General features: G+C 46.4%; 20 protein-coding genes and 1 tRNA gene. 14 read left to right on the forward strand and 7 right to left on the reverse strand.

Features of this window, described 5'->3' with window-relative positions; genetic code table 11:
* Positions 1-127: 127 nt before the first annotated feature.
* A complete protein-coding gene (locus tag Q5076_RS15365) occupies positions 128-1,132 on the reverse strand; it encodes a FimB/Mfa2 family fimbrial subunit (protein ID WP_303014489.1) in 1,005 nt (334 codons plus the stop codon).
* Positions 1,133-1,248: 116 nt separating this feature from the next.
* On the opposite strand from Q5076_RS15365, the gene Q5076_RS15370 reads away from it, so the two are divergent.
* The 3 genes from Q5076_RS15370 (at position 1,249) to Q5076_RS15380 (ending at position 2,777) form a co-directional block, all read left to right on the forward strand.
* Positions 1,249-1,872: a hypothetical protein gene (locus Q5076_RS15370; RefSeq protein ID WP_303014490.1), complete on the forward strand. Its 624-nt coding sequence runs from the start codon at positions 1,249-1,251 to the stop codon at positions 1,870-1,872.
* Between the two features lie 46 nt (positions 1,873-1,918).
* A complete protein-coding gene (locus tag Q5076_RS15375) occupies positions 1,919-2,482 on the forward strand; it encodes a cob(I)yrinic acid a,c-diamide adenosyltransferase (RefSeq protein WP_303014491.1) in 564 nt (187 codons plus the stop codon).
* 73 nt (positions 2,483-2,555) lie between these two features.
* Positions 2,556-2,777 carry a DUF2795 domain-containing protein gene (locus Q5076_RS15380; RefSeq protein WP_002558131.1) on the forward strand — a complete coding sequence of 74 codons (222 nt, stop codon included), beginning with the start codon at positions 2,556-2,558 and terminating at the stop codon, positions 2,775-2,777.
* Between the two features lie 88 nt (positions 2,778-2,865).
* On the opposite strand, the gene Q5076_RS15385 is transcribed toward Q5076_RS15380, so the two are convergent.
* Genes Q5076_RS15385 through Q5076_RS15395 form a run of 3 tightly spaced genes read right to left on the reverse strand, consistent with a single transcriptional unit; the run spans position 2,866 to position 6,465 of the window.
* A complete protein-coding gene (locus tag Q5076_RS15385; RefSeq protein ID WP_303014492.1) occupies positions 2,866-4,053 on the reverse strand; it encodes a porin in 1,188 nt (395 codons plus the stop codon).
* A gap of 14 nt (positions 4,054-4,067) precedes the next feature.
* Positions 4,068-5,126 carry an L-asparaginase 2 gene (ansB, locus tag Q5076_RS15390; protein ID WP_303014494.1) on the reverse strand — a complete coding sequence of 353 codons (1,059 nt, stop codon included), beginning with the start codon at positions 5,124-5,126 and terminating at the stop codon, positions 4,068-4,070.
* A gap of 28 nt (positions 5,127-5,154) precedes the next feature.
* Positions 5,155-6,465 carry an anaerobic C4-dicarboxylate transporter family protein gene (locus Q5076_RS15395; RefSeq protein WP_303014495.1) on the reverse strand — a complete coding sequence of 437 codons (1,311 nt, stop codon included), beginning with the start codon at positions 6,463-6,465 and terminating at the stop codon, positions 5,155-5,157.
* Between the two features lie 180 nt (positions 6,466-6,645).
* Between Q5076_RS15395 and Q5076_RS15400 the strand changes: the two genes are divergently transcribed.
* From Q5076_RS15400 to Q5076_RS15420, 5 genes are all read left to right on the forward strand, one after another.
* Entirely contained in the window at positions 6,646-8,079 is a 1,434-nt protein-coding gene (locus tag Q5076_RS15400; RefSeq protein ID WP_303014508.1) for an aspartate ammonia-lyase, read from the forward strand.
* Positions 8,080-8,227: 148 nt separating this feature from the next.
* Positions 8,228-8,818, forward strand: coding sequence for a porin family protein (locus Q5076_RS15405; RefSeq protein WP_303014496.1), 591 nt, complete (start codon positions 8,228-8,230; stop codon positions 8,816-8,818).
* A gap of 77 nt (positions 8,819-8,895) precedes the next feature.
* A complete protein-coding gene (gene priA, locus Q5076_RS15410; protein ID WP_303014497.1) occupies positions 8,896-11,352 on the forward strand; it encodes a primosomal protein N' in 2,457 nt (818 codons plus the stop codon).
* Between the two features lie 471 nt (positions 11,353-11,823).
* Entirely contained in the window at positions 11,824-13,620 is a 1,797-nt protein-coding gene (locus Q5076_RS15415) for a glycoside hydrolase domain-containing protein (protein WP_303014498.1), read from the forward strand.
* 11 nt (positions 13,621-13,631) lie between these two features.
* Positions 13,632-14,102, forward strand: a complete 471-nt coding sequence (locus Q5076_RS15420) for a low molecular weight protein-tyrosine-phosphatase (protein ID WP_303014499.1) — start codon at positions 13,632-13,634, stop codon at positions 14,100-14,102.
* On the opposite strand, the gene Q5076_RS15425 is transcribed toward Q5076_RS15420, so the two are convergent.
* Positions 14,077-16,149, reverse strand: a complete 2,073-nt coding sequence (locus Q5076_RS15425) for an HD family phosphohydrolase (protein ID WP_303014500.1) — start codon at positions 16,147-16,149, stop codon at positions 14,077-14,079. The genes Q5076_RS15420 and Q5076_RS15425 overlap by 26 nt on opposite strands.
* 93 nt (positions 16,150-16,242) lie before the next feature.
* Here Q5076_RS15425 and gltX point away from each other — a divergent pair, with 93 nt between their 5' ends.
* Positions 16,243-17,760 (forward strand): glutamate--tRNA ligase, encoded by a 1,518-nt coding sequence (gltX, locus tag Q5076_RS15430; protein ID WP_303014502.1) that lies wholly within the window; start codon positions 16,243-16,245, stop codon positions 17,758-17,760.
* A gap of 13 nt (positions 17,761-17,773) precedes the next feature.
* Positions 17,774-18,997 carry a 3-deoxy-D-manno-octulosonic acid transferase gene (locus Q5076_RS15435; RefSeq protein WP_303014503.1) on the forward strand — a complete coding sequence of 408 codons (1,224 nt, stop codon included), beginning with the start codon at positions 17,774-17,776 and terminating at the stop codon, positions 18,995-18,997.
* 1,924 nt (positions 18,998-20,921) lie between these two features.
* Here Q5076_RS15435 and Q5076_RS15440 read toward each other — a convergent pair.
* Together Q5076_RS15440 and Q5076_RS15445 are read right to left on the reverse strand one after the other, a co-directional pair.
* Positions 20,922-21,437: a gamma carbonic anhydrase family protein gene (locus Q5076_RS15440; protein ID WP_303014504.1), complete on the reverse strand. Its 516-nt coding sequence runs from the start codon at positions 21,435-21,437 to the stop codon at positions 20,922-20,924.
* A 62-nt stretch (positions 21,438-21,499) separates the two neighbouring features.
* On the reverse strand, positions 21,500-23,281 hold the full coding sequence (locus Q5076_RS15445) for an aminopeptidase P family protein (protein WP_303014505.1): 1,782 nt from the start codon (positions 23,279-23,281) through the stop codon (positions 21,500-21,502).
* A 188-nt stretch (positions 23,282-23,469) separates the two neighbouring features.
* Between Q5076_RS15445 and rpsU the strand changes: the two genes are divergently transcribed.
* From rpsU to Q5076_RS15465, 4 genes are all read left to right on the forward strand, one after another.
* Positions 23,470-23,661 carry a 30S ribosomal protein S21 gene (rpsU, locus tag Q5076_RS15450; RefSeq protein ID WP_002558090.1) on the forward strand — a complete coding sequence of 64 codons (192 nt, stop codon included), beginning with the start codon at positions 23,470-23,472 and terminating at the stop codon, positions 23,659-23,661.
* Positions 23,662-23,734: 73 nt separating this feature from the next.
* Positions 23,735-24,616: a tyrosine recombinase XerC gene (gene xerC, locus Q5076_RS15455; protein WP_303014506.1), complete on the forward strand. Its 882-nt coding sequence runs from the start codon at positions 23,735-23,737 to the stop codon at positions 24,614-24,616.
* Positions 24,617-24,632: 16 nt separating this feature from the next.
* Positions 24,633-24,932, forward strand: a complete 300-nt coding sequence (raiA, locus tag Q5076_RS15460) for a ribosome-associated translation inhibitor RaiA (RefSeq protein ID WP_303014507.1) — start codon at positions 24,633-24,635, stop codon at positions 24,930-24,932.
* A 97-nt stretch (positions 24,933-25,029) separates the two neighbouring features.
* Positions 25,030-25,103 (forward strand) — tRNA-Thr (locus Q5076_RS15465).
* Positions 25,104-25,363 lie beyond the last annotated feature (260 nt).

The following is a 25,363-nucleotide window of genomic DNA, read 5'->3' on the forward strand; positions in this document are numbered from 1 at the left end:
ACTCTTTCTATTACGGGATAATGTTTAACATGTCCAACTTTTTGGGGTCACTTCACTTACTGGAAACTTTCAGTCACCTGGTTCATTTCCGTCACCATGTTTTTCTCAATCAACTTTGCCGGTTGACTTAATTCAAACTTGGCACTTCGATGGTTTCGGTTTCCTCTTGCCAGTTGTCTATAGTAAAATTTCCGCTTTCTTCCTCCGTAAAGATATCGCCGAGAGTCAGTGTCAGAGTCAGTCTGGTATTAATCTTTAGAGGAGCGCTTAAAGGCTGCTTGAATGTTTTTACAGTTCCATTCTTTAACGTGATGATAAGTTGGAATAAAGGATTGGCAGAAGAAGGAAACAGCATGACAGTGGCATTACTCATCTGCGTGCCGTCGGCAGAAAGTACAAGTGGGAAAGTAACGGTTTTGGTTTGATTCACCGGTTCCGCAGTGTACATGTTCAGTTTTTCAGCAATGCCTCCGATATGAACCTTCATGCTGGCTATGCTGGAATTGAGTATTCCGTTATTCTTATCTTTTACAATTACCTTCAGTCCGGCCACCTGCCGTTTCATTGCAGCGCTTAACTCTTCCGTACCTATATTGGCAGGTTTTACGGCATAGACCAAATCGAAAACCGGATAATAAGTCGTATCCGGCAAGTTTTTCCGAAGTCCGAAATATTGTTGAGATAAATCGTTGCCGATAGCCAGTTGCGGTTCACTGACGGCGGGATTACTGTATATCGGTTCCTCATACTTGGGCGTTCCCCAATAAATCATGTTATACGTGCCCACAGGAAGAGAGATGGCACGGTTAGGCTCTCCGTAAGTATTCCCGTCCTTCAAAGTGTACATCCCCTGAAACGGGGTAAGCGCATCCTTCACATAATTACCGTAGTAGATAGAAGTACCGGTTTGGCAAGGATATACCTCCAGTATGCCGCTCATCGGACTTTGCGGATTGTCCGGCGTGTTGACCGTCGCACGTACTTTAGGGCTGACGAGCCCGCCATTGTTTTTACTGCTACTATTCCCATAGTCATTTTCGATGGGTAACAATTGATTGTCGCTGGAACAGCCTGCAAATAAGGCAACAAATAAAGTTGCAGCCATTGCTGTCGTGATAATTAAATTTTTCATAATTAAAAAATGCTTGTTTAGGTTATTATCTTCTTTTATAACATTTTTCTTCCGGATTGGTTCTATGAAATAAAAAAATATATCTTTGCAAGAGGAAAAATACGAATGATGACTTTATGAATCTTCTACTCTGTATAAAAAGACCTTTTATTTGGCTTTCCCGTTTTCGTTATCGTTGCGGATATGGCGTGCATTCCCCTTTCGCATTTAGCCTGATAACAGACGTGATTTATGAGAAAACGCCTTATTATTCTTATTATTCTTTGAAAAAAGAGCGGAAGAAAATGGCGAAAGAGCGCGGATGGAGTAAAGGAACGCGAAAAGTAAATCATTTTTTGTTCCGGTTGGTAAACAGGATGCAGCCTGCTACCATCGTAGAGGCCGGCCGGCCTTCGGCGGCTTCTCTCTATCTGCAAGCGGCCAAACCCTCTGCCTCCTATCTTTTCGCCTCAGACTTGTCTGAATTATTTTTAGATGCGGATATTCCCGTTGACTTTTTATATTTAAATGACTATCGGAACCCCGGCCTATTGGAGAAAGTATTCGAAATTTGCGCATGCCGGACTACTGTGAAAAGCGTATTCGTTGTACATGGAATCTGCTATTCCGGAAAGATGCGGGAACTTTGGAAAAAGTTACAGGAAGATGAACGGGTCGGCATTAGTTTTGACCTGTATGATATAGGCCTGCTTTTTTTTGATAAATCAAAGATAAAACAACATTATATTGTCAACTTCTGATAACCTTTGTACGTTTACCTTATGTGAATCTGTAAAATAGAAGATTATGAAAAAAAGCCTTGTATATACAAAAACCGGAGATAAAGGAACTACCAGCCTGGTTGGCGGTACCCGCGTTCCGAAAACCCATGTCCGTTTGGAAGCCTACGGGACAGTGGACGAACTTAACTCAAATCTGGGGTTATTGAACACCTATTTGCAAAATGAAGACGAACGCGGCTTTATTTTGGGAATACAGCATAAATTATTTGTTATCGGGTCACATTTGGCGACCGACCAGGAAAAGACCCGACTGAAATCGGCCAGCATTATTTCAGCAGGAGATATAGAATCCATTGAACGGGAAATAGACAAATTAGACGAACAGTTGCCGGAACTTCGGGCTTTTATTTTACCCGGAGGAAGTCGTGGCGCTGCGGTATGCCACATTTGCCGTACAGTCTGCCGAAGAGCCGAAAGACGCATCCTGGCGTTGTCTGAAACCACTACGGTTTCCCCCGAAGTATTAGCTTTTGTCAACAGATTGTCAGATTATTTGTTTGTTTTATCTCGAAAGATTAATTTTGATGAACAAAATAATGAAATATTTTGGGATAATAGTTGGAAATGATAGATTTTGTTATACTTTTGCCGAAAAATAGAAAACGAGACAAATTTAGTATTCATTTTAAATACTCAAGATTATGTATTGGACATTGGAACTAGCATCAAAACTTGAAGATGCTCCCTGGCCGGCAACCAAGGACGAATTGATTGATTATGCCATGCGTTCGGGTGCTCCTCTTGAAGTTATTGAGAATCTCCAGGAGATGGAAGATGAGGGCGAAATCTATGAGAGTATCGAAGATATTTGGCCGGATTATCCTAGTAAGGAGGATTTCTTCTTTAACGAAGAAGAGTATTAATTAAAAGAAAGACTGAACATATAAAAAATACCCGATAATTCACGATGGAGTTATCGGGTATTTTTTGTAGCCGGACAAGACACCGGTTTTAAAATACAGGCATCTGCCAGATAAAACCTACGGAAACGCGGTTCGTATTGTAATTCTCCTGTCCCAGCGCTTTCGCCAGAGAAGTGAAATTATAAGAGCGGCCTATATAAGTGACAAAGAAATGCAGGTTCGTTTCCATCGGGTAAAATTCGATTCCGGCCAGATATCCCCAGGAAGTACGGTATTTCCCCTTTTCAATATCTTCGGAAGCCTTAGTCACATTAGCCGTCTCATACATGCCTTTTATAAAAGCATTCCATTTCGGCAGGAAACGGTAATTGCATTTGGCGACAATGGAAAGATAACCGGCGTCAAAGGCATTATGCCCTCCCGGACGGCCGACAATGCCCGTGATGATACCTTTGCGGTCAATATCTTCTTTAGAATACATAAAATCAAAAAACGCATTCCATTTCCTCAGATTCAATTCATTTCCCAAAGCGTAATAGTACATATTGTGGTTCTTAGCCTCGTTCATGACAGAAACCGACCAGCGCGTTTTGAATACCTCATTGAAATTACCGTTCCAGTTCAATGTATATACCAATGGCATTTTGCCGGGTTGCAAATCAGGAATATTGCCTTCCGCATCTTCCGTAATTCCATAAGTACTGTCGAAAGAACCGTTCCGGCTGTTCAGAATCTGCAAGTTAAGCTGTTGCTTGGGAGTCATGTTGTAGCCGACATTCAGTCCGGTCATAAAGTTGCTCATGTATTCAATCATGTCACAATACTGGTAAACATCGACCGGATTCAAGTCAAATTCAATGCCTCCGTAAGCGACACATTGTTTTCCGGCAAATAAATTAAACCGGTCGTTAAGTTTAATGCCGATACCGGCATAGTCGATAGAAGTCGGCAGATTGTCAATCATGCCGTTTGCGTCGTTCGAACGGTTCAGACGCTGGCGGTAACGATAAGAAAGCCAGTCGGTGATATTGCCTTTTGCTTCGATGCGGAGTTGGCGCATATTGAAATTACCTTCTTGAAATCCATCCCGGAAATGAGCATCAAAACTCCCCTGCATATTCAGGTACAGATTAAACTTATCCGTTTTCTTTTTTACGTTCGTCACCTCCTCAAACAAAGGAGTGTCAGGAGAAAACCTGCTGTTCGAACTCGTTTTCTGGGCATACGTTCCCAGCATGCCGCCCATCATGAGCAGCATGAATATCCATTTTTTCATAAATCGGTTTAGGGTTAGTATTCGTTAAAATATTCTTGTATCTGTCTCCAGTCGGCAGTCTGAGTCAATGCGAGCATCAGCAAGACACGCGATTTCTGCGGATTCAGTTCCTGCGAAGCCACAAACTGATACTTGGCATCGTCAACTTCCGCATCAAGAGTCGTAGGACCCGTCGGTACACGGGAAGAACGCACCACAAGGATACCTTTCCTGCGCGCATCTATCAGTGACGGGAATATGTTTTTGTGAATATTCCCGTTCCCTACTCCCGCGTGGATAATTCCTTTATAACCGTTGTTCAGCAATGGAGCCAACATATCAGCTTCGATGTTGGAATAACTATATACTATTCCCACTTTAGGCAGCGAAGTCAGATTGGTAACGTCAAAAACCGATTGAGTGGTATGCTTCTTCAATGTCACTTGGTTGTAAAAAACATTCCCGTTCAAGATATAACCTAGCGCGCCGGAGTTGGGCGCCTGAAAAGTTTGCACATCGACAGTATTCATTTTTATGGCACTCTCCGCCCCTAAGATAAGCCCGTTCATGGCGATTAATACCCCTTTATCCTTAGACTCCTGGGCTGCGGCCGTAACTACCGCGTTGTAAAGATTCAATGGACCGTCGGCACTTAATGCGGTAGAAGGCCGCATAGCTCCCACCAGTACGACCGGTTTATTACTTTTAACAGTCAGATTCAGGAAATAAGCCGTTTCCTCCATCGTATCTGTTCCGTGAGTGACAACGATTCCGTCAATGTCAGGACGTTTCAGTAATTCATTGATTTTCTTTGCAAGCGTCAGCCAAACCCCGTCATTCATATCCTGCGAGCCGATTCTCACAATTTGCTCGCCGGTTACGTTGGCTATGTTCTTTATTTCAGGCACAGCGTCTAGCAAAGCACCGATGGCCACCTGCCCCGCTGTATAGTTCGTTCCTGTCGTCGAACTCCCTGTTCCTGCGATTGTCCCTCCCGTGGCGAGAATATGGATGTTCGGTTTTGCGGCAAAAGCCATTGTTACGGTAAATAGCAGCATGGCCGCTATCAAGCCGGATTTTTTGAATTGTTTCATAACTTGAATGTTGTTTAGGTTAATATAATTAGAATATCTGTATAAAAAGCAGTCCTAAGACAATCGCCACTATGGTAGATACCAGTCCGGGCATCATGAATGAATGATTTAACACATACTTGCCGATTTTGGTTGTCCCCGTCCGGTCAAAATTGATGGCGGCTACTACTGTAGGATAGTTCGGGATAAAGAAATATCCGTTTACCGCCGGAAACAAAGCTATCAGCATGTAAGGAGAGATACCCAAGGCAATGCCCAACGGCATCAGTGCCCGTACGGTAGCCGCCTGGCTATATAACAAGATAGACATCACAAACAGGGCGATACCGAACAGCCACGGCATTTGGCGTACGATACCCTCAATGGAAAAAGTGAGCTGCGCCATGTTGCCTTGAAGGAAAGTATCCCCCATCCAGGCAATACCGAAGATAGCGATGACAGCTTGCATCCCGGCTGAGAAAACAGAACCTTGCGTCGCCTTGATGCCGTCCGTTCCGGTAACCAGCAGAATCATTGCGGCAGCCGACAGCATGATTATTTCAATGATAGAAGACATCCCTAAAGTAACTGTCTCGCCGTCAATGAGAAAACTGGGACGCATCCCCTCAAGAGAACCGAAAAGCACGATAAAAGCAGTCGCCAGTATAAAGATGATAACCGAAAGCATGGCAGAGCGTTTGTTTTTGACATCCTTGATTTCCACCTTCTTATCGTTGAAAAGTCCTTCCTGCACCCGTTTCCGGTATTCCGGGTCTTCTGCCAGCTCCTTGCCGGTTCTCATGGAAAACAACGCACCCACCAGGACACCGATGATTGTAGCCGGAATAGTAATCTTGAGAATATCGAACAGAGTAATCTCGAATCCGGTCAGCAATCCGAGTAAAGCGACGGTGGCGGCAGAAATCGGGCTTGCCGTAATAGCCTGTTGGGAAGCAATGACTGCGATGCCGAGAGGACGCTCCGGGCGGATTTTTGTTTCGGTGGCGACTTCTGCGATAACAGGCAACACAGAATAGGCCACATGTCCGGTTCCTGCCACGAAAGTAAACAGATAAGTCACCAAAGGACTTAACAATGTAACGTGTGACGGATGCTTGCGAAGCAAATGTTCTGCCAGCTTTACCATATAGTCCAACCCTCCGGCAGCCTGCATGCAAGACGCTGCCGAAATAACAGCGGCAATCATCAACATGACATCGATAGGGGGAGTAGTAGGTTGTAAACCGAATACGAACGTAAGTATTGCCAATCCGACACCTCCCATGACACCGAGCCCGATACCTCCCAGGCGTGCACCGATAATAATGGCTGTCAGAACAAATGCTAATTGTAATATCATAGGTTGTTATTTTAAGTTTGAAGCAAAGATAAACGATTTTACTCTTTGTCTTTTTCTTTTTCCGGTATTAACAACAAAAAAGTGATTGAATAGTTTTTGTATATTTATTAAAACAATCGCAGCGCTCATTGGTTATTATAAAAACAGATGAGAAATTATGTATCACTAATAATGACCGATATGGAACAGAATTTATTAAAAAAGACTCGGACGGAAAATGATTTGATAGGCAGCCGTGAAGTGCCGGAAGAGGTGCTTTACGGAGTACAGACACTTCGTGGCATTGAAAACTTCCGAATCAGCAAATTTCATTTGAACGAATATCCCTTGTTCATCCGCGCGTTGGCCGTAACAAAGATGGGAGCCGCCATCGCCAACCGTGAATTAGGCTTGCTGACAGAAGAACAAGCAGATACCATTTTAAAAGTTTGCCAAGAAATAATCGAGGGAAAACATCCTTCCCAGTTTCCGGTCGATATGATTCAAGGCGGTGCCGGAACCACGACAAATATGAATATCAATGAAGTGATTGCCAACCGCGCGCTGGAGTTGACGGGACATCGTCGCGGAGAGTATCAGTATTTCTCTCCTAATGACCATGTAAACCGTTCACAGTCTACGAACGACGCTTACCCTACCGCTATTCATATAGGATTGTATTACACTCACTTAAAATTAGTGAAACATTTCAGACCGTTAATTGATTCTTTCCGGAAAAAAGCGGAAGAGTTTGCACACATTATCAAGATGGGACGTACCCAACTGGAAGATGCGGTGCCTATGACACTTGGGCAGACTTTTAATGGATTTGCCAGTATTCTTGAGCATGAATTGAAGAATCTGGATTTTGCGGCGCAAGATTTTCTCACAGTCAATATGGGAGCGACTGCCATTGGAACCGGTATTACCGCCGAGCCGGAGTATGCGGAAAAATGTATCGCCGCACTGCGTAAGATTACCGGACTGGATATAAAACTGGCGGACGATTTGGTGGGAGCCACCTCAGACACCTCCTGCATGGTTGGCTATTCGGGCGCCATGAAGCGTATCGCCGTTAAAATGAATAAGATATGCAATGACTTGCGGTTGCTGGCTTCCGGTCCCCGTTGCGGATTGGGAGAAATTAATCTGCCTGCCATGCAACCGGGGTCTTCCATTATGCCGGGAAAAGTGAATCCGGTGATTCCAGAAGTGATGAACCAGATTTCTTATAAAGTGATAGGCAATGATTTATGCGTGACAATGAGCGGAGAAGCCGCCCAGATGGAACTGAATGCGATGGAACCTGTGATGATGCAGTGTTGCCTGGAATCCGCCGATTTGTTGATGAATGGTTTTGACACGTTGCGAACCTTGTGCATCGACGGCATTACAGCCAATGAAGAAAAGTGCCGCAGGAATGTACACGACAGTATTGGAGTCGTGACAGCCCTAAATCCCGTAATCGGATATAAGCATTCTACTCAAATAGCCAAAGAAGCTTTGGAAACGGGAAAAGGAGTTTATGAACTCGTTTTAGAACACAAAATCCTTTCCAAAGAAGAGCTGGACACGATTCTGAAACCGGAAAATATGATTAAGCCTGTGAAACTGGATATCCGTCCGGAGAAATGATATACGGATTATTCTTTGTCTTGAAGATAGCACAGGACACGCACACATATCCGTTGCCGTAAACAGCAAAACCGAACAAACGGCCGATAATTTGCGTTTATTTAATCTAAATATATATCTTTGTCCCGAATTATAAACACGTAAATTTATGAAAAAGATTTTTGCAGCTTTAATGATTGCCGTATGCATTGGCATGACAATGCCCGCCCAGGCACAGATACATTGGGGCGTAAAGGGAGGTTTGAACTTGTCCAAAGCGAGTTTGTCCAATGTTGAAGATAACTTTAAGAAAGATAATTTCACAGGATTCTTTATCGGTCCGATGGCAGAAGTAAGCATTCCCGTCATCGGGTTGGGAATCGACGCCTCCCTGCTTTTTGCCCAACGAGGCATAAGCGTGTCCGAGGGAGACGATACATATACCATTAAACAGAATGGAATAGACATTCCGGTAAATCTGAAATACAATATCGGCTTAGGGAGCTTATTGGGACTTTACCTTGCGGCCGGCCCTGATTTCTATTTTGATTTTGCCGGCAATAAAACAATCGAAGGCACCAAGACCGACAAGAAAAGAGCGGAAATAGGCATCAATGTAGGAGCAGGCATAAAACTGTTGAACCATTTGCAACTGGGAGCCAATTACAACATACCGTTGGGAGATACCGCCAAGCTGGAAGGGACGGATGCATCGTACAAGACCAAGACCTGGCAGGTATCTGTCGCTTACCTTTTCTGATAACATATCCGTTAATATATCCGGAACCGGAGGCTTTCGACTATCGAAAGCCTTTTTTTTATATCTTTGCGCCTGCAATGAAAAGATATGTAGACGTTATATTGCCGCTTCCGCTTCCAAAGAGCTTCACTTACTCCTTGCCGGACGAGTATGCGGAAGAAGTCAGGACAGGCTGTCGTGTAGTAGTCCCCTTCGGACGGAAAAAATACTATACGGCCATCGTCCGCAATGTCCATTATTGTGCTCCGTCGGAATATGAGGTAAAAGAAATATCCGCGCTGTTGGATACTTCCCCTATTTTGCTGCCTGACCAGTTTAAATTCTGGGAATGGATAGCCGATTACTACCTTTGTACACAAGGCGATGTATATAAAGCGGCATTACCTTCCGGACTGAAACTGGAAAGCGAGACAATCGTGGAATACAATCCGGATTTTGAGGCAGATGCACCGTTGTCGGAAAAAGAACAGCGTATTTTAGACCTGCTTGCCGCCGATTCGCAACAATGCGTCACCAAACTGGAAAAAGAAAGCGGCATAAAGAATATACTTGCCGTCATTAAATCCTTGCTTGATAAAGAAGCGATTTTTGTGAAAGAAGAGCTGAGGCGTACCTATAAGCCCAAGACCGAGGCGCGGGTACGTCTTGCAGGAACGGTTGGCGAAAAACAACTCCATATTCTGTTCGACCTGCTCTCACGCGCCCCGAAACAACTGGCTCTACTGATGAAATACGTAGAATGCTCCGGGATTCTGGGAGATAAGCCTCCCAAGGAAATCTCCAAGAAAGAACTGTTGCAGCGTGCCGGTGTCGCTCCTGCCGTGCTGAACGGCCTGGTCGATAAAAAAATATTTGAAGTTTACCATCATGAAATCGGCCGGCTGAACCGGCAGGAAACAGAAGTTGCCGGGTTGAACCCCTTGAACGAGTTCCAGCAACGGGCATACAACGAGATTGTGCAGTCGTTCAGGGATAAGAATGTCTGCCTGCTTCATGGAGTGACATCCAGCGGCAAGACCGAAATCTATATCCATCTGATAGAAGAAGCCGTCCGCCGTGGAAAACAAGTATTGTATTTACTGCCGGAAATCGCGTTGACAACACAGATAACAGAGCGTTTGCAACGTGTATTCGGTTCCCGCCTGGGTATTTATCATTCTAAATTCCCGGATGCCGAGCGGGTAGAGATTTGGAGAAAACAGTTGGGAGAAGACGGGTACGACATCATTTTGGGAGTCCGTTCCTCAGTTTTCCTGCCTTTCCGGAATCTGGGGTTAGTGATTGTAGATGAAGAGCATGAAAATACCTACAAGCAACAAGACCCGGCTCCCCGTTATCATGCGCGTAGTGCCGCCATCGTCCTGGCCGCCATGTACGGGGCGAAAACATTGCTGGGAACGGCGACCCCCTCCATTGAAACCTGGCAGAACGCCCAGGAAGGGAAGTACGGCTTCGTGCAGTTGAAAGAACGGTATAAAGAAATCCAGTTGCCGGAGATTATTCCGGTAGATATAAAAGAACTGCACCGTAAGAAGCGGATGGTCGGCCAGTTCTCCCCGCTCCTGATACAATATATGAAAGAAGCCCTGGGGCGGAAAGAACAAGTAATCCTTTTCCAGAACCGCCGCGGATTTGCTCCGATGGTAGAATGCCGCACCTGCGGTTGGGTCCCGAAATGTAAAAACTGCGACGTAAGCCTGACCTATCACAAAGGAATCAACCAATTGACCTGCCACTACTGCGGTTACACATATCAATTGCCGAGAGCCTGCCCGGCTTGTGAAGGGACAGAACTGGTGAACCGCGGTTTCGGGACTGAAAAAGTCGAGGACGACATTAAAATCCTGTTTCCCGAAGCGTCTGTGGCACGGATGGATTTGGATACTACCCGTACCCGTTCCGCCTATGAGAAAATCATTGCGGATTTCGAACAGGGGAAAACCGATATATTAATCGGGACCCAGATGGTGTCGAAAGGGCTGGATTTCGACCATGTAAGTATTGTCGGCATTCTGAATGCCGACACCATGTTGAATTATCCCGATTTCCGGTCTTACGAACGGGCCTTCCAGTTGATGGCGCAAGTAGCGGGACGTGCCGGGCGGAAAAACAAACGCGGGCGGGTGATACTCCAAACGAAAAGCATCGACCATCCCATTATTCGCCAGGTCATTGCCAATGACTATGAAGATATGGTAGGCGGGCAGTTGGCGGAACGCCAGATGTTCCGCTATCCCCCTTACTACCGTCTGGTATATGTCTATCTGAAAAACCATAATGAAACATTGCTGGAGCAGATGGCGGCAGTAATGGCGGACAAGCTGAGAGCCGTATTCGGCAACCGCGTGTTAGGCCCCGACAAACCGCCTGTGGCCCGTATCCAGACATTGTTTATTAAAAAGATAGTTGTTAAAATTGAACAGAATGCTCCGATGGGACGTGCGCGCGAGTTGCTTCTGCGCATTCAGCGGGAGATGATAGAAGATGAACGCTATAAATCCTTGATTGTCTATTATGATGTAGACCCGATGTAAGGACCTTTCGGGAGTGAGTAACTTTTCATGTTTTTGGGTTCGTTATTCGTGCAACTTCTTTCATTCCATGCATTTGCGGTAAATCTCCAATCGTGAGAATAACCCGGATTTGACCTCCTTTCAAATCAATTCGCAACGGATGAACGGCAAAACCCTGCACATTTATTTTTACCGGATGCATGACGGGATGGCGCTGGTTATCAAATCAATGAGGTATCGCCGGAAAATAGGAACGTAGACCGTTTGGCGGCATGAGTCCTGTAGATACTAAGGAGGAAAACCGGCAAGGTCAGAAAGAAAGAGTCACCAGTCTCAAATAGCCGTTACGGTTTGGGGTGACTGTTCCTGAATAACCGTTACAGTTTTTGCACAAAAATAAAAAGAGGGAGGATATGCCTGTATGTCCTCCCTTTTTCCTATTTTTGGAGGCTGCTAACAGAGGCAGATATGTATTTATAAATTCAATTAACCATGAAAAGACTCTCGATTTATTGCTTGACATGTCTTATCGGTGCAGGACCCCTTCTTGCACAGCAAGGAGTTACCCAATGCGGCACTCCTACCGGACAACCGAAATTCCCGTTGGGAATTTATCAGGAATTGCCCGACCCGGAAGCCCCCTCGGAAGAAGAGTGGGCAACGTTTACTGCCACTCAGGTATCCTGGGGAACAACTGACGTGCGGTATGCGAAACATCAGCTTCCCCGGCTGAAACCCCGTCATACCGTTACTTTGAAAGGCTGGCGGGGCGAACGGGTGAATGCGCAGGCTGTCGTGTGGACCGGGACAGAGCTGGAAAACCTGAATCTCGGATTTTCCGGATTTAAGGATAAAAAAGGCAACCTTCTTCCTGTAGATGCTTTTAGCGCCGGATTTGTCCGGTACGTGATGACAGACGAACTGAATAAAGACGGGCGCGGCGCTTGCGGATACCGGAAATCCGTGAATTTCGATTCCTTGTTAGTCGCCGACCCGATTGATGCGGGGCTGGAAAGCATGAAACTGCCTGCACGCACGGTACAGCCGGTCTGGGTGCAGTGCCGGATTCCGCAGTCTGCCGTTCCCGGAACTTACAAAGGAGAGCTGCAGGTCAAGGATGGTTCCCGTTTGCTGCAACGGCTGAATCTTGAAATAACGGTTTCCTTCCGGGAGTTGCCGCAACCGTCGGAATGGGCCTACCATTTGGATTTATGGCAAAGTCCGTATGCCGTAGCCCGTTATTACCAAGTCCCTCTATGGAGCCAGGAGCATCTGGAGGCGATGCGTCCTTTGATGAAGATGCTGGCGAATGCCGGACAGAAGATTATCACGGCGACTTTGACACACAAACCCTGGAACGGCCAGACAGAAGACTATTTTGACACGATGGTTACGTGGATAAAACGTGCGGACGGAACCTGGCTTTTCGATTATACCGTTTTCGACCGTTGGGTCGAGTTCATGATGAGCGTGGGGATTGACAAACAAATCAACTGCTATTCGATGGTTCCCTGGAAGTTGTCTTTCCAGTATTACGACCAGGCGACGAACTCGTTGAAGTTCATCAAAGCACAGCCGGGAGAACAAGCCTACGAAGAGATGTGGGTAGCGATGCTGACCTCTTTTGCCAGACATTTGAAAGCGAAAGGCTGGTTTGACATTTGCACCATTGCGATGGACGAACGCCCGATGGATGTGATGCAGAAAACGCTGGAAGTGATTCGTAAGGCGGATGCCGGATTCAAAGTCTCGCTGGCGGGCAATTATCATGCGGAAATCGACCCCGACCTGTATGATTACTGCATAGCAATCGGACAGGACTTCCCGGAAGAAGTGCGCCTCCGTCGCGCGGCAGAGAAGAAACGCACCACTTATTATACCTGTTGCACGGAAGCGCATCCCAATACGTTCACCTTCTCGGAGCCGGCGGAAGCAACCTGGATAAGCTTCTATTCGGCAAAGAAACATTTGGACGGTTACCTGCGCTGGGCATACAACAGTTGGCCGTTGGAGCCGTTGCTCGATTCCCGTTTTCATACGTGGGCGGGAGGAGATACGTATCTGGTATATCCCGGAGCGCGCAGCAGCATCCGTTTCGAACGACTGATAGAAGGAATACAGGCGCATGAGAAAATAACTATCCTTCGGCGGGAGTTTGAGAGAGAAGGAAACAAATCCGGATTGAGGAAAATAGAAAAAATGCTCGCCCCGTTCAAGCTGGGAAGCATGCCGGAAATACCTGCGGCAGTTACCGTGAACCGTGCGAACCAGATATTGAATTCATTTTGAGAAGGAGGTCTATGAAGAAAATACTATTTGTTTGCCTGGGAAATATCTGCCGCAGTTCTGCGGCAGAAGGAGTTATGCTCCGTCTGGTAAAAGAGGCGGGGTTGGAAAAAGAGTTCGTGATAGATTCTGCCGGAATCCTGTCCTACCATCAGGGAGAATTGCCGGATAGCCGGATGAGAACCCATGCGGCACGGCGCGGTTACCGGCTGGAACACCGTTCCCGGCCCGTCCGCACCGGGGATTTTTATGATTTTGATTTGATAATCGGTATGGACGACCGGAACATAGACGATTTGAAAGACAAAGCCCCTTCCCCCGAAGAATGGAAGAAGATTCGCCGCATGACGGACTATTGCACCCGCATTCTGGCAGACCATGTTCCCGACCCCTATTATGGAGGGAGCGAAGGATTTGAGTATGTGCTCGATGTACTTGAAGACGCCTGTGCCGGCCTGCTTACTTCTTTAACTCAGGATAGCTAATCCGGGTATGATAAGCAATCTTTAATTTTTCTTTGAACACGGCTTTGACCGTCGCTATATCCTTGAAAGTGATTGGACATTCCTTGAAATAACCTTCAGTGACCTGGGAGTCAATTATTTTGTCGACCAGGTTACTGATACTTTCTTCCGTATATTCCGGCAAGCTGCGTGACGCGGCTTCCACCGCATCCGCCATCATCAGGATGGCCTGTTCCTTAGTGAACGGGTTCGGGCCGGGATAAGTGAACATCTCTTCATCCGGCTCTTCGCCGGGATGCTCGTTTTTCCATGAGATATAAAAATATTTTGTCTTTCCCCGTCCGTGGTGGGTGCTGATGAAGTCCTTGATAACCTTAGGCAGGTTGTGCTTGTCCGCCAGTTTCAGTCCGTCCGTGACGTGGCTGATTACGACCTGGGCGCTTTGCTCATAGTTGAGGTTTTTGTGCGGATTGATTCCTCCGGATTGGTTCTCGGTGAAGAAAGCCGGGTTTTCCATCTTGCCGATGTCATGGTACAAAGCCCCTGTACGCACCAACTGGCTTTTCGCACCGATGCGGATGGCCGCTTCCGCCGCAAGATTGGCTACCTGCATGGAATGTTGGAAAGTGCCGGGAACAGTCTCCGACATTTGGCGGAGTACATCGTTGTTGATGTTGGAGAGTTCCACCAAAGTGACGTTGGAAGTGAACCCGAACGTTTTTTCCAACAGGAATAGCAGCGGATAAGCGAATAACAGCAATATCCCGTTGATGATGAAATAAGTGTACATCCGTATGTTCAGTTTCGAAAAGTCGTTTGAAAGCCCGTTTTCCGTCATCAGCTCGAAAGCGAAGTAAATGGCGGCATAAGTCAGTATGACTAGCAATGCCGTGCGGAAAAGCTGGGACCTCTGCGAGAGTTCCCGCAAACTGAATATCGCCACCAGTCCGGCGGCCAGTTGGGTCAGGATAAACTCATGAGGGAAACGCAGCGATATGGAGCATATCAGTATCGTGACGACGTGGGTCAGGAAAGCAGTCCGGGAGTCGAGGAATACGCGGATGATGATAGGCAGCATCGCATAGGGGATGATGTACACGTTGAATAAATTGTGCGTGACCATGAAAGCCGTGACTATGCTGTAAAAAACAATCAGCGTGAACAACAGAGACAGGCTGCCTTTCCGCTGGTAGTAATCCTTCCGGAACAAGTCGAGGTAAAGCATGAAACAAAGTATCAGCATGCCGACAAACAGGATTTGCCCGCCGAGGATTAGGCGGCCCTGCCCCATTGACTCGTTCCGTTTGATAGATTCCTTGCGCAATGACTCCAGGATATTGTAAGTTTCCGGGCTGATGATTTCTCCCCGGTCGATAATCTTTTGTCCGCTGACTACCAGCCCGTTTGCCCAGGAATAATTGTTCAGCATCTCTTCTTTGGCGCTCTGCGTCCGTTGTTCGTCAAAGCTCAGGTTGGGGGTGATGTACTCGTTCAGCGAGCACTGCCTTAGAATCTCCCGGTTGAAATGGGCGGAGTCGGACGAAAGCAGATGCTCATACGCTCTTTTTACGGTGTAGATATTCCCGGTGGAATGCGAGTTGGCAAGCTTGTCGTCGATAACCATGATAGACGATGTACTGTCTTTCTGCAACTGCCGCATCTCCTCCGTCGATACGATTCCGGCCTGGTAAATCTCTTTCAGGGCATGTTCGATGTGCCGTAAATACTCTGTGGAAGGAAGTATCCCTTTCAGGCTCGTATGGTAGTTCTCCTTCAATCTGGCGACAGCGTCTTTTTCCGCCTGTCTGTCAAGCCGGTAGTAAGGTTGGAAGAGCGCCATCAGGCTGTCTTGCTCGCGTTTCACTACGGCCTCGTCTTTATAAATCGGGAAATCGAAAGTCGCTATCAACTGCCCGTATTTCCAAGGCTTGTTCATATCAAACTGATAGTTGAACTTTCCGTCTCGCGGCAGGAAATAGACAATCAGCGCCACTGTACCCGCAAATAGCAGCGATTTATATAGCAAATCTCTCTTGGAGAAGCTTTTTTTCTTCTTTGAGTGTTCCATATCGTTGAAATTTTTGCGAAAAGTACAAAAAAAAACAATAGTGTGGAAAAAAAGGGTTAATTTTGCCGCGATTTACCTATACTAACCCAAATTATGGCAGAAAGAAAAGTAAGAGTTCGTTTTGCTCCAAGTCCTACGGGAGCATTGCACATCGGTGGTGTGCGTACAGCTTTGTATAATTATCTATTTGCACGTCAACACGGCGGAGACCTGATTTTCCGTATAGAAGATACCGATTCCCACCGGTTTGTTCCGGGAGCGGAAGAATATATCCTTGAATCTTTCAAATGGCTGGGCATTCATTTTGACGAAGGGGTGAGCTTCGGGGGAGAACACGGCCCGTACCGCCAGTCTGAACGGCGTGAAATCTATAAGAAATACGTGCAGGTCCTGTTGGACAACGGAAAAGCGTATATCGCTTTCGATACTCCGGAAGAATTGGAGGCCAAACGTGCGGAAATAGCTAATTTCCAATACGATGCGTCTACCCGCGGGAAGATGCGCAACTCATTGACGATGCCGAAGGAGGAAGTGGACGCGCTGATTGCCGAAGGCAAACAGTACGTAGTCCGTTTTAAAATCGAACCGGATGAAGACGTGCATGTGAACGACCTGATTCGCGGTGAGGTAATTATCAACTCGTCTATTCTGGACGACAAGGTGCTTTATAAGTCTGCCGACGAACTGCCTACCTATCATTTGGCAAATATCGTGGACGACCATTTGATGGAGGTTTCCCACGTAATCCGTGGAGAGGAATGGCTGCCTTCCGCTCCGTTGCATGTGCTTTTGTACCGTGCTTTCGGCTGGGAAGATACGATGCCGGAATTTGCCCACCTGCCTTTGCTATTGAAGCCGGAAGGAAACGGCAAACTGAGCAAACGCGACGGCGACCGCCTGGGATTCCCTGTATTCCCTCTGGAATGGCATGACCCGAAGTCGGGGGAAGTCTCTTCCGGCTATCGCGAATCCGGCTACTTGCCTGAAGCGGTAATCAATTTCCTTGCATTGTTGGGATGGAACCCCGGCAACGACCAGGAAGTGATGTCGATGGACGAACTGGTACGCCTGTTCGATTTGCGCCGTTGCAGCAAGTCGGGAGCCAAGTTCGATTATAAGAAAGGAATCTGGTTCAACCACCAGTACATCCAGCGGAAGTCCGACAGGGAGATTGCCGGACTCTTTGTCCCCGTGTTGAAAGAGCACGGCGTGGAGGCTCCTTTTGAGAAGGTAGTCACGGTAGTGGGGATGATGAAAGACCGGGTGAGCTTTGTGAAGGAACTGTGGGACGTATGCGGCTTTTTCTTTGTGGCTCCTGTAGAATATGATGAGAAGACCGTGAAGAAACGCTGGAAAGAAGACTCCGCAAAATGCATGGCCGAATTGGCGGAAGTGATTGCCGGCATTGAGGATTTCAGCATTGAAGGGCAAGAGAAGGTTGTCATGGACTGGATTGCTGAAAAAGGCTATCATACGGGGAATATCATGAATGCGTTCCGGCTGACTCTGGTCGGCGAGGGAAAAGGGCCGCACATGTTTGATATTTCCTGGGTATTGGGTAAAGAAGAGACTTTAGCCCGCATGAAACGGGCGATAGAGGTTCTGAAGTAATCGGTTTGGCAGTATGTTGTACAACCTGGCAATAGTCATTTACGACTTTCTCGTCCATTTGGCCGCTCCTTTCAGCCGCAAGCCCCGGAAAATGATGAAAGGGCACTGGGTGGTGTATGAGCTTCTGCGCCAGCAAGTGGAAAAAGGGGAGAGGTATGTTTGGTTTCATGCGGCTTCGCTTGGCGAGTTTGAGCAGGGACGTCCTTTGATGGAAATGATTCGGGCGAAGTATCCCGGTTATAAAATATTGCTGACTTTTTTCTCTCCGTCCGGCTATGAAGTGCGCAAGCATTACCGGGGAGCGGACATTGTCTGTTATCTGCCGTTCGACAAGCCGAGAAATGTGAAGAAGTTCCTTGACATCGCCAACCCCTGCATGGCGTTCTTTATCAAGTATGAGTTCTGGAAGAACTATCTGGACGAGTTGCATAAGCGCCGCATTCCGGTGTATAGCGTGTCCTCCATTTTTCGCCGCGACCAGGTTTTCTTCAAATGGTATGGCGGGACATACCGTGACGTGCTGAAAGATTTCGACCATTTGTTCGTGCAGAACGAGGCTTCCAAACGTTATTTGTCGAAAATCGGCATCAACCGCGTGACGGTGGTGGGAGACACCCGTTTCGACCGGGTTTTGCAGATTCGTGAAGAAGCCAAGGAACTTCCGTTGGTGAAGATGTTCAAAGGAGATAATGCTTTTACTTTCGTTGCGGGGAGTTCCTGGGGGCCGGATGAAGATTTGTTTCTGGAATATTTCAACAATCATCCGGAGATGAAGCTGATTATCGCCCCGCATGTGATTGACGAGAACCATTTGGTAGAGATTATCGGTAAATTAAGCCGTCCTTATGTGCGTTATACCCGCGCGGACGAGAAGAATGTCCTGAAAGCCGATTGTCTGATTATTGATTGTTTCGGGTTGTTGTCTTCTATCTACCGCTACGGGGAAATAGCCTATATCGGCGGGGGGTTCGGAGTCGGCATCCATAATACGCTGGAAGCCGCCGTATATGGCATTCCGGTGATTTTCGGACCGAAATACCAGAAATTTATGGAAGCTGTCCAGTTGTTGGAAGCGAAAGGAGCCTATTCCATCAAGGACTACAACGAGTTGGAAAGCCTGTTGGAACGTTTCCATTCGGATGAAGTGTTCTTGCGCGAGACCGGAACGAATGCCGGTTATTATGTAACCAGCAACGCCGGAGCTACGGAGAAAATCATGAATATGATTAACTTTTGAGAATATGCCTTGTAGGCAATGGAAAAATATCCGTTGCCTGTAAGTAACAGCGCTATTGCGTCTCGGAAGTTGAAAATCTGATAAATTGAAACAGCGATAAGGAAAAATCCTCCTGTTCTTGCCTTGTGTTGTAACCGATGAAGGCCGGAGCAGGAGGATTTTTGTGTTATGACTTTCGGATTATTAAGTAAGGCTGCCTCATTTTCCTATTTGGGTATTTCGTTCCGTTTCAGGGGCTCTTTGCATTTCTGTTGTTCCATTCTTTGAGCCAAAGTGCTCCGGCAGGAGCGCTTTATTATATCTGTTTGATAATCAGTATCATATAATGAAACGTCGGTTCCAACTGCTTGAATCTTTTGTTTCGACCGTTTGAAACTCTAGTTTCAATTGCTTGAAACTGTTGTTTCCCCTTATTGAAACTATAGTTTCCTCTTAGTTGGAACTTTAGTTTCTTTCTGTCGAAACTATAGTTTCTCGCCGTTGAAACTACAGTTTCTTTCTGTTGAAACTCCGTTTCTGCCGGAGGGGTGTGTACTGTACTGGATTTAGTTGGCAACTTTGCTTGTTATGTCTAGGTTAGTTTACTCAATATTTTTAAAATCTAAATAAGTTTACTTGTTCCTTTGTGTACTGTACAGGATTAAGTTGTTAACTTCGCTTGTTATACCTAAGTTAGTTTACTCAATATTTTTTTAATCTGAATAAGTTTACTTATTCCTTTGTGTACTGTACCGGATTTAGTTGGCAACTTTGCTTGTTATACCTAAGTTAGTTTACTCAATATTTTTAAAATCTAAATAAGTTTACTTGTCCCTTTGTGTACTGTACAGGATTAAGTTGCTAACTTCGCTTGTTATACCTAGGTTAGTTTACTCAATATTTTTTTAAATCTAAATAAGTTTACTTGTCCTTTTGTGTACTGTACCGGATTTAGTTGCCAACTTCGTTTGTTATACCTAAGTTAGTTTACTCAATATTTTTTTAAATCTGAATAAGTTTACTTGTCCCTTTGTAGTTCCTGTTTTTTTAGTGAGATATTCCGTCGGCGCCCTCAATTGATGTTCCGGTACGACTATGCCATAGGTGTGACTTTGAGTTCGGATTTTCGGATTATCCCCGCCTTTTTCCTGGTGTTTTCCTGTGACGGCAATAGGAACTGTCATCTTGCTGTCACCCCTTGCTGTCACACCCTTATCCGCTCATTCCTAGCCTGTTATTATGCTTTTTGTGACAGATGACAGCATTTTCTAAAAAATAAATTCTATGTTATGCAAGGTGATTGGCGACTCGTTTATCATGCTCTTTATATATTATGGAGGAGTTGGCGGTCTGTAGTATGCTACGTGAAAATATGGGTGGATTTGATAATCAACAATTTAATTGTCGATAAAACTTCAAGCGCCGATAGCTCGAAACATATCTGCATATAGGAAAGTGACGGCAAACGTAGCCGATGGTTTTTGGTGATAATAGCCGGGAAAGGTGCTTGCTTACCGTATCTTTTATGCTCCATGTTCCCGGCTATCATCAGGATAATGCCTTTCAAAACGGGTTGTTCTTGTTTATGCCGGGTTATCCCTTATTTATCAGGAAATTAACAGTCTGAATCCCGGTTGTTCCGGCGAGAGTATTCATTGTCCGCCGTTATTGGCGGCAGGTTTACAACTGACAGATGTACTTTGTAAGATGCCGCCCGGATAATCACGATGCAGGCGTCGTTTCAAAGGCGGGAGATTCCGGGGCATCCGTCATTCTGGAGGAACCGGAACCCGGAACCCGTAAATCTCCCGTGGTAAAAACAAGTGCGGTTGTTGCCGTATTTCCAATGAGTTCCTTTTCCGGACGGTTTCTTTGTTTCCCGCATGACAGAGGCGAGAATTGGTTCCGGAACAGGCCGGTCCCGGAAAAGGAACGGAAAAATCGTTTACTCTTTATACCATTGCGAATACATCAGGTAATTGTGGGCAATCTTCTGGTTCAGCTCTTTGGCTTGTTCGGGATTTACCGTTTTGATAAATTTGGCAGGCACTCCTCCCCAGATGCTTCCGGGTTCTATAACCGTGTTGCTCAAAACCAGGGAACCGGCGGCGACAATGGCGCCTTCACCGACTATGGCATGGTCCAGCAGGGTGGAGCCCATCCCCACCAATGCATAATCTTTGATGGTTGCCCCGTGAATCGTGACATTATGTCCGACGGAAACATGATTGCCGATTTCAATGGTCGATTTCTGATACAGGGTGTGGAGGACGCTTCCGTCTTGGATGTTGACCCCGTCGCCTATGCGTATGGAATTGACGTCTCCCCGCAACACGGTATTGAACCAGATGCTACAGTCATTTCCTATTTTAACGTCTCCTATGATGGTGGCGTTGTCTGCGAGAAAACAGTTCTTTCCGATTTCGGGGGTGAATCCCCGTACTGATTTGATTAAAGCCATAAGATATGATTCGTTGAAATAATGTTTTTAATTGGATATTCCCGTATTTTTCCGGCAATGCATTATATCGGGGCGGTCGCTTTCTCCAGCCACTCCCTTTCTTCACGGGTCAGGCCTGCCGACAGTTTCTCGTAGACAGTCCGGTGATAGTCGTTGAGCCATTCGGTCTCTTCCGGCGTCAGCATCTCTTTGACGATTCCTTTTTTGCAGATAGGGCATAAGGTGATGGTCTCGAATTTGTAATATTCGCCGAACATCCCTTCTTTGTCTTTGCAGACTAGTGTCAGGTTTTCTGTCCGTATCCCGTGGCTGCCGGCTTTGTAGACGCCGGGTTCGTTGGAGGTAACCATTCCCGGTTGCAGAGTGACCGGATTTTCGTTCATGCGGATGCTCTGCGGCCCTTCGTGCACGCTCAGGAAATGCCCGACTCCGTGTCCTGTGCCGTGAAGGAAATTCATGCCGTAATTCCATATAGGCATGCGGGCCAGTATGTCGAGTTGGGCGCCGCGTGTGCCGGCCGGGAATTTTGCCATCGCCAGTGCGATATGTCCTTTCAATATTAATGTATAGTCCGTTTTTTCTTCTTCCGTGAGTTCGCCTAATGCGATTGTCCGTGTGATGTCGGTGGTTCCGTCCAGGTATTGGGCCCCCGAATCCAGGAGCAGGAATCCTTTCGGCCGGAGGACGGCGTCGCTTTCCGGGGTCGCCGAGTAGTGTACGATTGCCCCGTGTTCCTTGTAGCCGGCGATTGTGTCGAAGCTTTCTCCCATGTAGAGGGGCTGGGCGGCCCTGAATTCATGCAGTTTCTTGTCTATGCTGAGTTCCGTCTCTTTTTCGGAAGGCACTGCCTCTTCCAGCCATTTGAGGAATTTGACGAGCGCTATGCCGTCCCGTTGCATGGCGGCATGGATGCCGGCTATTTCTTGTTCGTTGCGGACAGCCTTCAACAAGGCGACCGGGGATTCGCCGCGGACAACGGAACATTGAGGGTTGATGGCCGAATAAACGGCGTAGTTCGTTTTCCGCGGGTCAATCAGGATGTTTTCTCCGTGGAAGGAACTTAGGAAAGTCTCCACCTCGTCATATTTTTGCAGTCCGATTTTTTGTTCTTCCAGGTAGGCCTTCACTTCCGGTGTCACCTTTTCCGGTGAGATGAAGAACGTTGCATTCTCCCGGGTGATTAGCAGGTAACTCACAACGACGGGATTGCAGTGCACGTCACTCCCTCTTAAATTCAGAGTCCATGCAACTTCGTCCAATGCGGTCAGAAGCAATGCGTAAATTCCTTTCTTTTTAAGCTCGGCGCGGATGTCGGATAGTTTTTCCCCGCAGCTTTTTCCGGCATACCGGATATCGTAGATGAAAGCCGGGGAATCGGGAATGGAAGGGCGGTCTTCCCAAATCTCCTCCAACGGGTCGCCGGCCAGCTCGATTCGCAACCGGTGTGCCGCCAGCTCTTCTTTCATTTGCTCTACCTGTTGCACGGAAAACATCTTGCCGTCTATGCCCGCCGATTCTCCCGGATGCAGGTTTTGACAGAGAAATTCCGTGATGGAGGGAGTCTCCGGCAACATTTCCTTATACAGGGTGATGCCGCTGCCTTCCAATTCGTTTTCCGCCTGCAGGAAGTAACGGGAATCGGTCCACAAACCTGCCTTGTCCGCTAAAATGACAACGGTCCCTGCGGAGCCGGTGAAGCCGGAAATCCATTCGCGGGACATCCAGTGGGGAGCTACGTATTCACTTAAATGAGGGTCGGTACTGGGAATGATGAATGCCTTGAGCCCGTTGGCGCAAAGCATTGTCCGGAATGTGCGTATCCGTTCTTTGATGTGCTGTTTCATACTTTAGTAAATTAAAAATAGACTTATTCGTGTTTCAAAGGTACTAACTTTCTTCGGTTAATGATTTGTTTATGAATAGTTTTTGAGAAATATTTGCCGAAAGTTTTGTGAATAAAGAAAGTATGTGTAATTTTGCGGCGCAATTTGACTGCGGAATTTTTTAATCATAACATATTAATAGTAACAAAATGATTGTAGTACCTGTAAAAGAAGGCGAAAACATTGAAAAAGCGCTGAAGAAGTTCAAAAGAAAATTTGAGAAAACTGGCATCGTAAAAGAATTGAGAAGCAGACAGCAGTTTGATAAACCGTCTGTAACTAAAAGACTTAAGAAAGAACGCGCAGTTTACGTACAACAACTTCAGCAAGTAGAAGATTAATAATTCGTAATTTCCTTTGAATTATTGAATTCTTTTCATACATTCGTTGCACGATTTTAGATGTAGCGAGATTATGTTGATAGAATCTTTTCTTGATTATCTCCGGTATGAGCGGAACTATTCGGAAAAAACCGTTCTGGCGTATGGCGCGGATATAAAGCAATTGCAGGAGTTTTCAGAGGAAGAGTATGGAAAATTCGACCCGTTGGAAGTGAAGGCGGAGCTGGTCCGTGAATGGATTGTTGCATTGATGGACAAAGGTTATACTTCGACTTCCGTAAACCGTAAGTTAAGTTCGTTGCGCTCGTTCTATAAATATCTTTTAAGGCAGGGACAAATGGAGGCGGACCCGTTGCTCAAAGTCACGGGGCCTAAGAACAAGAAGCCGTTGCCTGTTTTTGTAAGGGAGAGCGAGATGGACAGGTTGCTGGACGAGACGGACTTTGGCGAGGGGTTTAAAGGGTGTCGCGACCGGTTGGTGATTGAAATGTTCTATGCCACGGGCATGAGGCTTTCGGAACTTATCGGGTTGGACGACCGGGATGTGGATTTTTCCGCTTCTCTGTTGAAGGTGACCGGGAAAAGAAACAAGCAGCGCTTGATACCTTTCGGCGATGAGCTGAGGAAGTCGATGCTTGAGTATATCGATATAAGAAACGAAGCGGTTCGGGAAAGGTCGGAGGCTTTTTTCATTCGGGAAAACGGCGAACGGCTTTATAAGAACCTGGTCTATAATCTGGTGAAACGGAACTTGTCAAAGGTGGTGACGTTGAAAAAAAGGAGCCCTCACGTGCTGAGGCATACTTTCGCTACCATGATGCTGAATAATGAGGCGGAATTGGGCGCTGTGAAAGAACTTTTGGGTCACGAGAGCATTGCGACTACCGAGATTTATACGCATACCACGTTTGAAGAACTTAAAAAAGTGTATAAACAAGCTCATCCAAGGGCTTAAAAACAAGGAGGTAAGTATGGAAGTAAGAATTCAATCAATTCACTTTGATGCGTCAGAACAATTGCAGGCATTTATTCAGAAAAAAGTGTCTAAGTTGGAGAAATATTACGAAGATATAAAGAAAGTGGAGGTGTCATTAAAGGTAGTTAAACCGGAAACTGCGGAAAATAAGGAAGCAGGTATAAAGATTCTCGTTCCCAACGGGGAGTTTTATGCAAGCAAAGTGTGCGACACATTTGAAGAAGCAATCGATTTGGACGTGGAAGCGCTCGAAAAGCAGTTGGTTAAATACAAGGAAAAACAACGTAATAAATAAAAAAATCGCAAATGTTTTGCGGGAAAGAAATAAATAACTAAATTTGCAGCCGTTTCGCTCGTGCTAGAACGTAGCGGTTGCATTTTTTAATAAGTTCGCCTCTTTAGCTCAGTTGGCCAGAGCACGTGATTTGTAATCTCGGGGTCGTTGGTTCGAATCCGACAAGAGGCTCAAAGCAAACCGGCGCTTGACTCTCTTTTAAAGGGGAGGACGGATGGAAACCGGTTCCGGTTTCCGGAAATGCGAAGGTCGGGCGTTGCCCGGAAAAGGAAAGCCGGGAAAGCGGGTCCGGAGGTGAAAACGGAGAAAGAAATAAAGCTTTTCCTTTTGTGAAGGCCGGAATGCGAAAAAAAAGAGTTCTTTGTAGAATGAAAACGGGCAAATACCAGAGTGGCCAAATGGGGCAGACTGTAAATCTGCTGGCTTACGCC

The organism is uncultured Bacteroides sp. (genome assembly GCF_958445495.1).
In the GTDB taxonomy this organism is placed as follows: Bacteria; Bacteroidota; Bacteroidia; order Bacteroidales; family Bacteroidaceae; genus Bacteroides.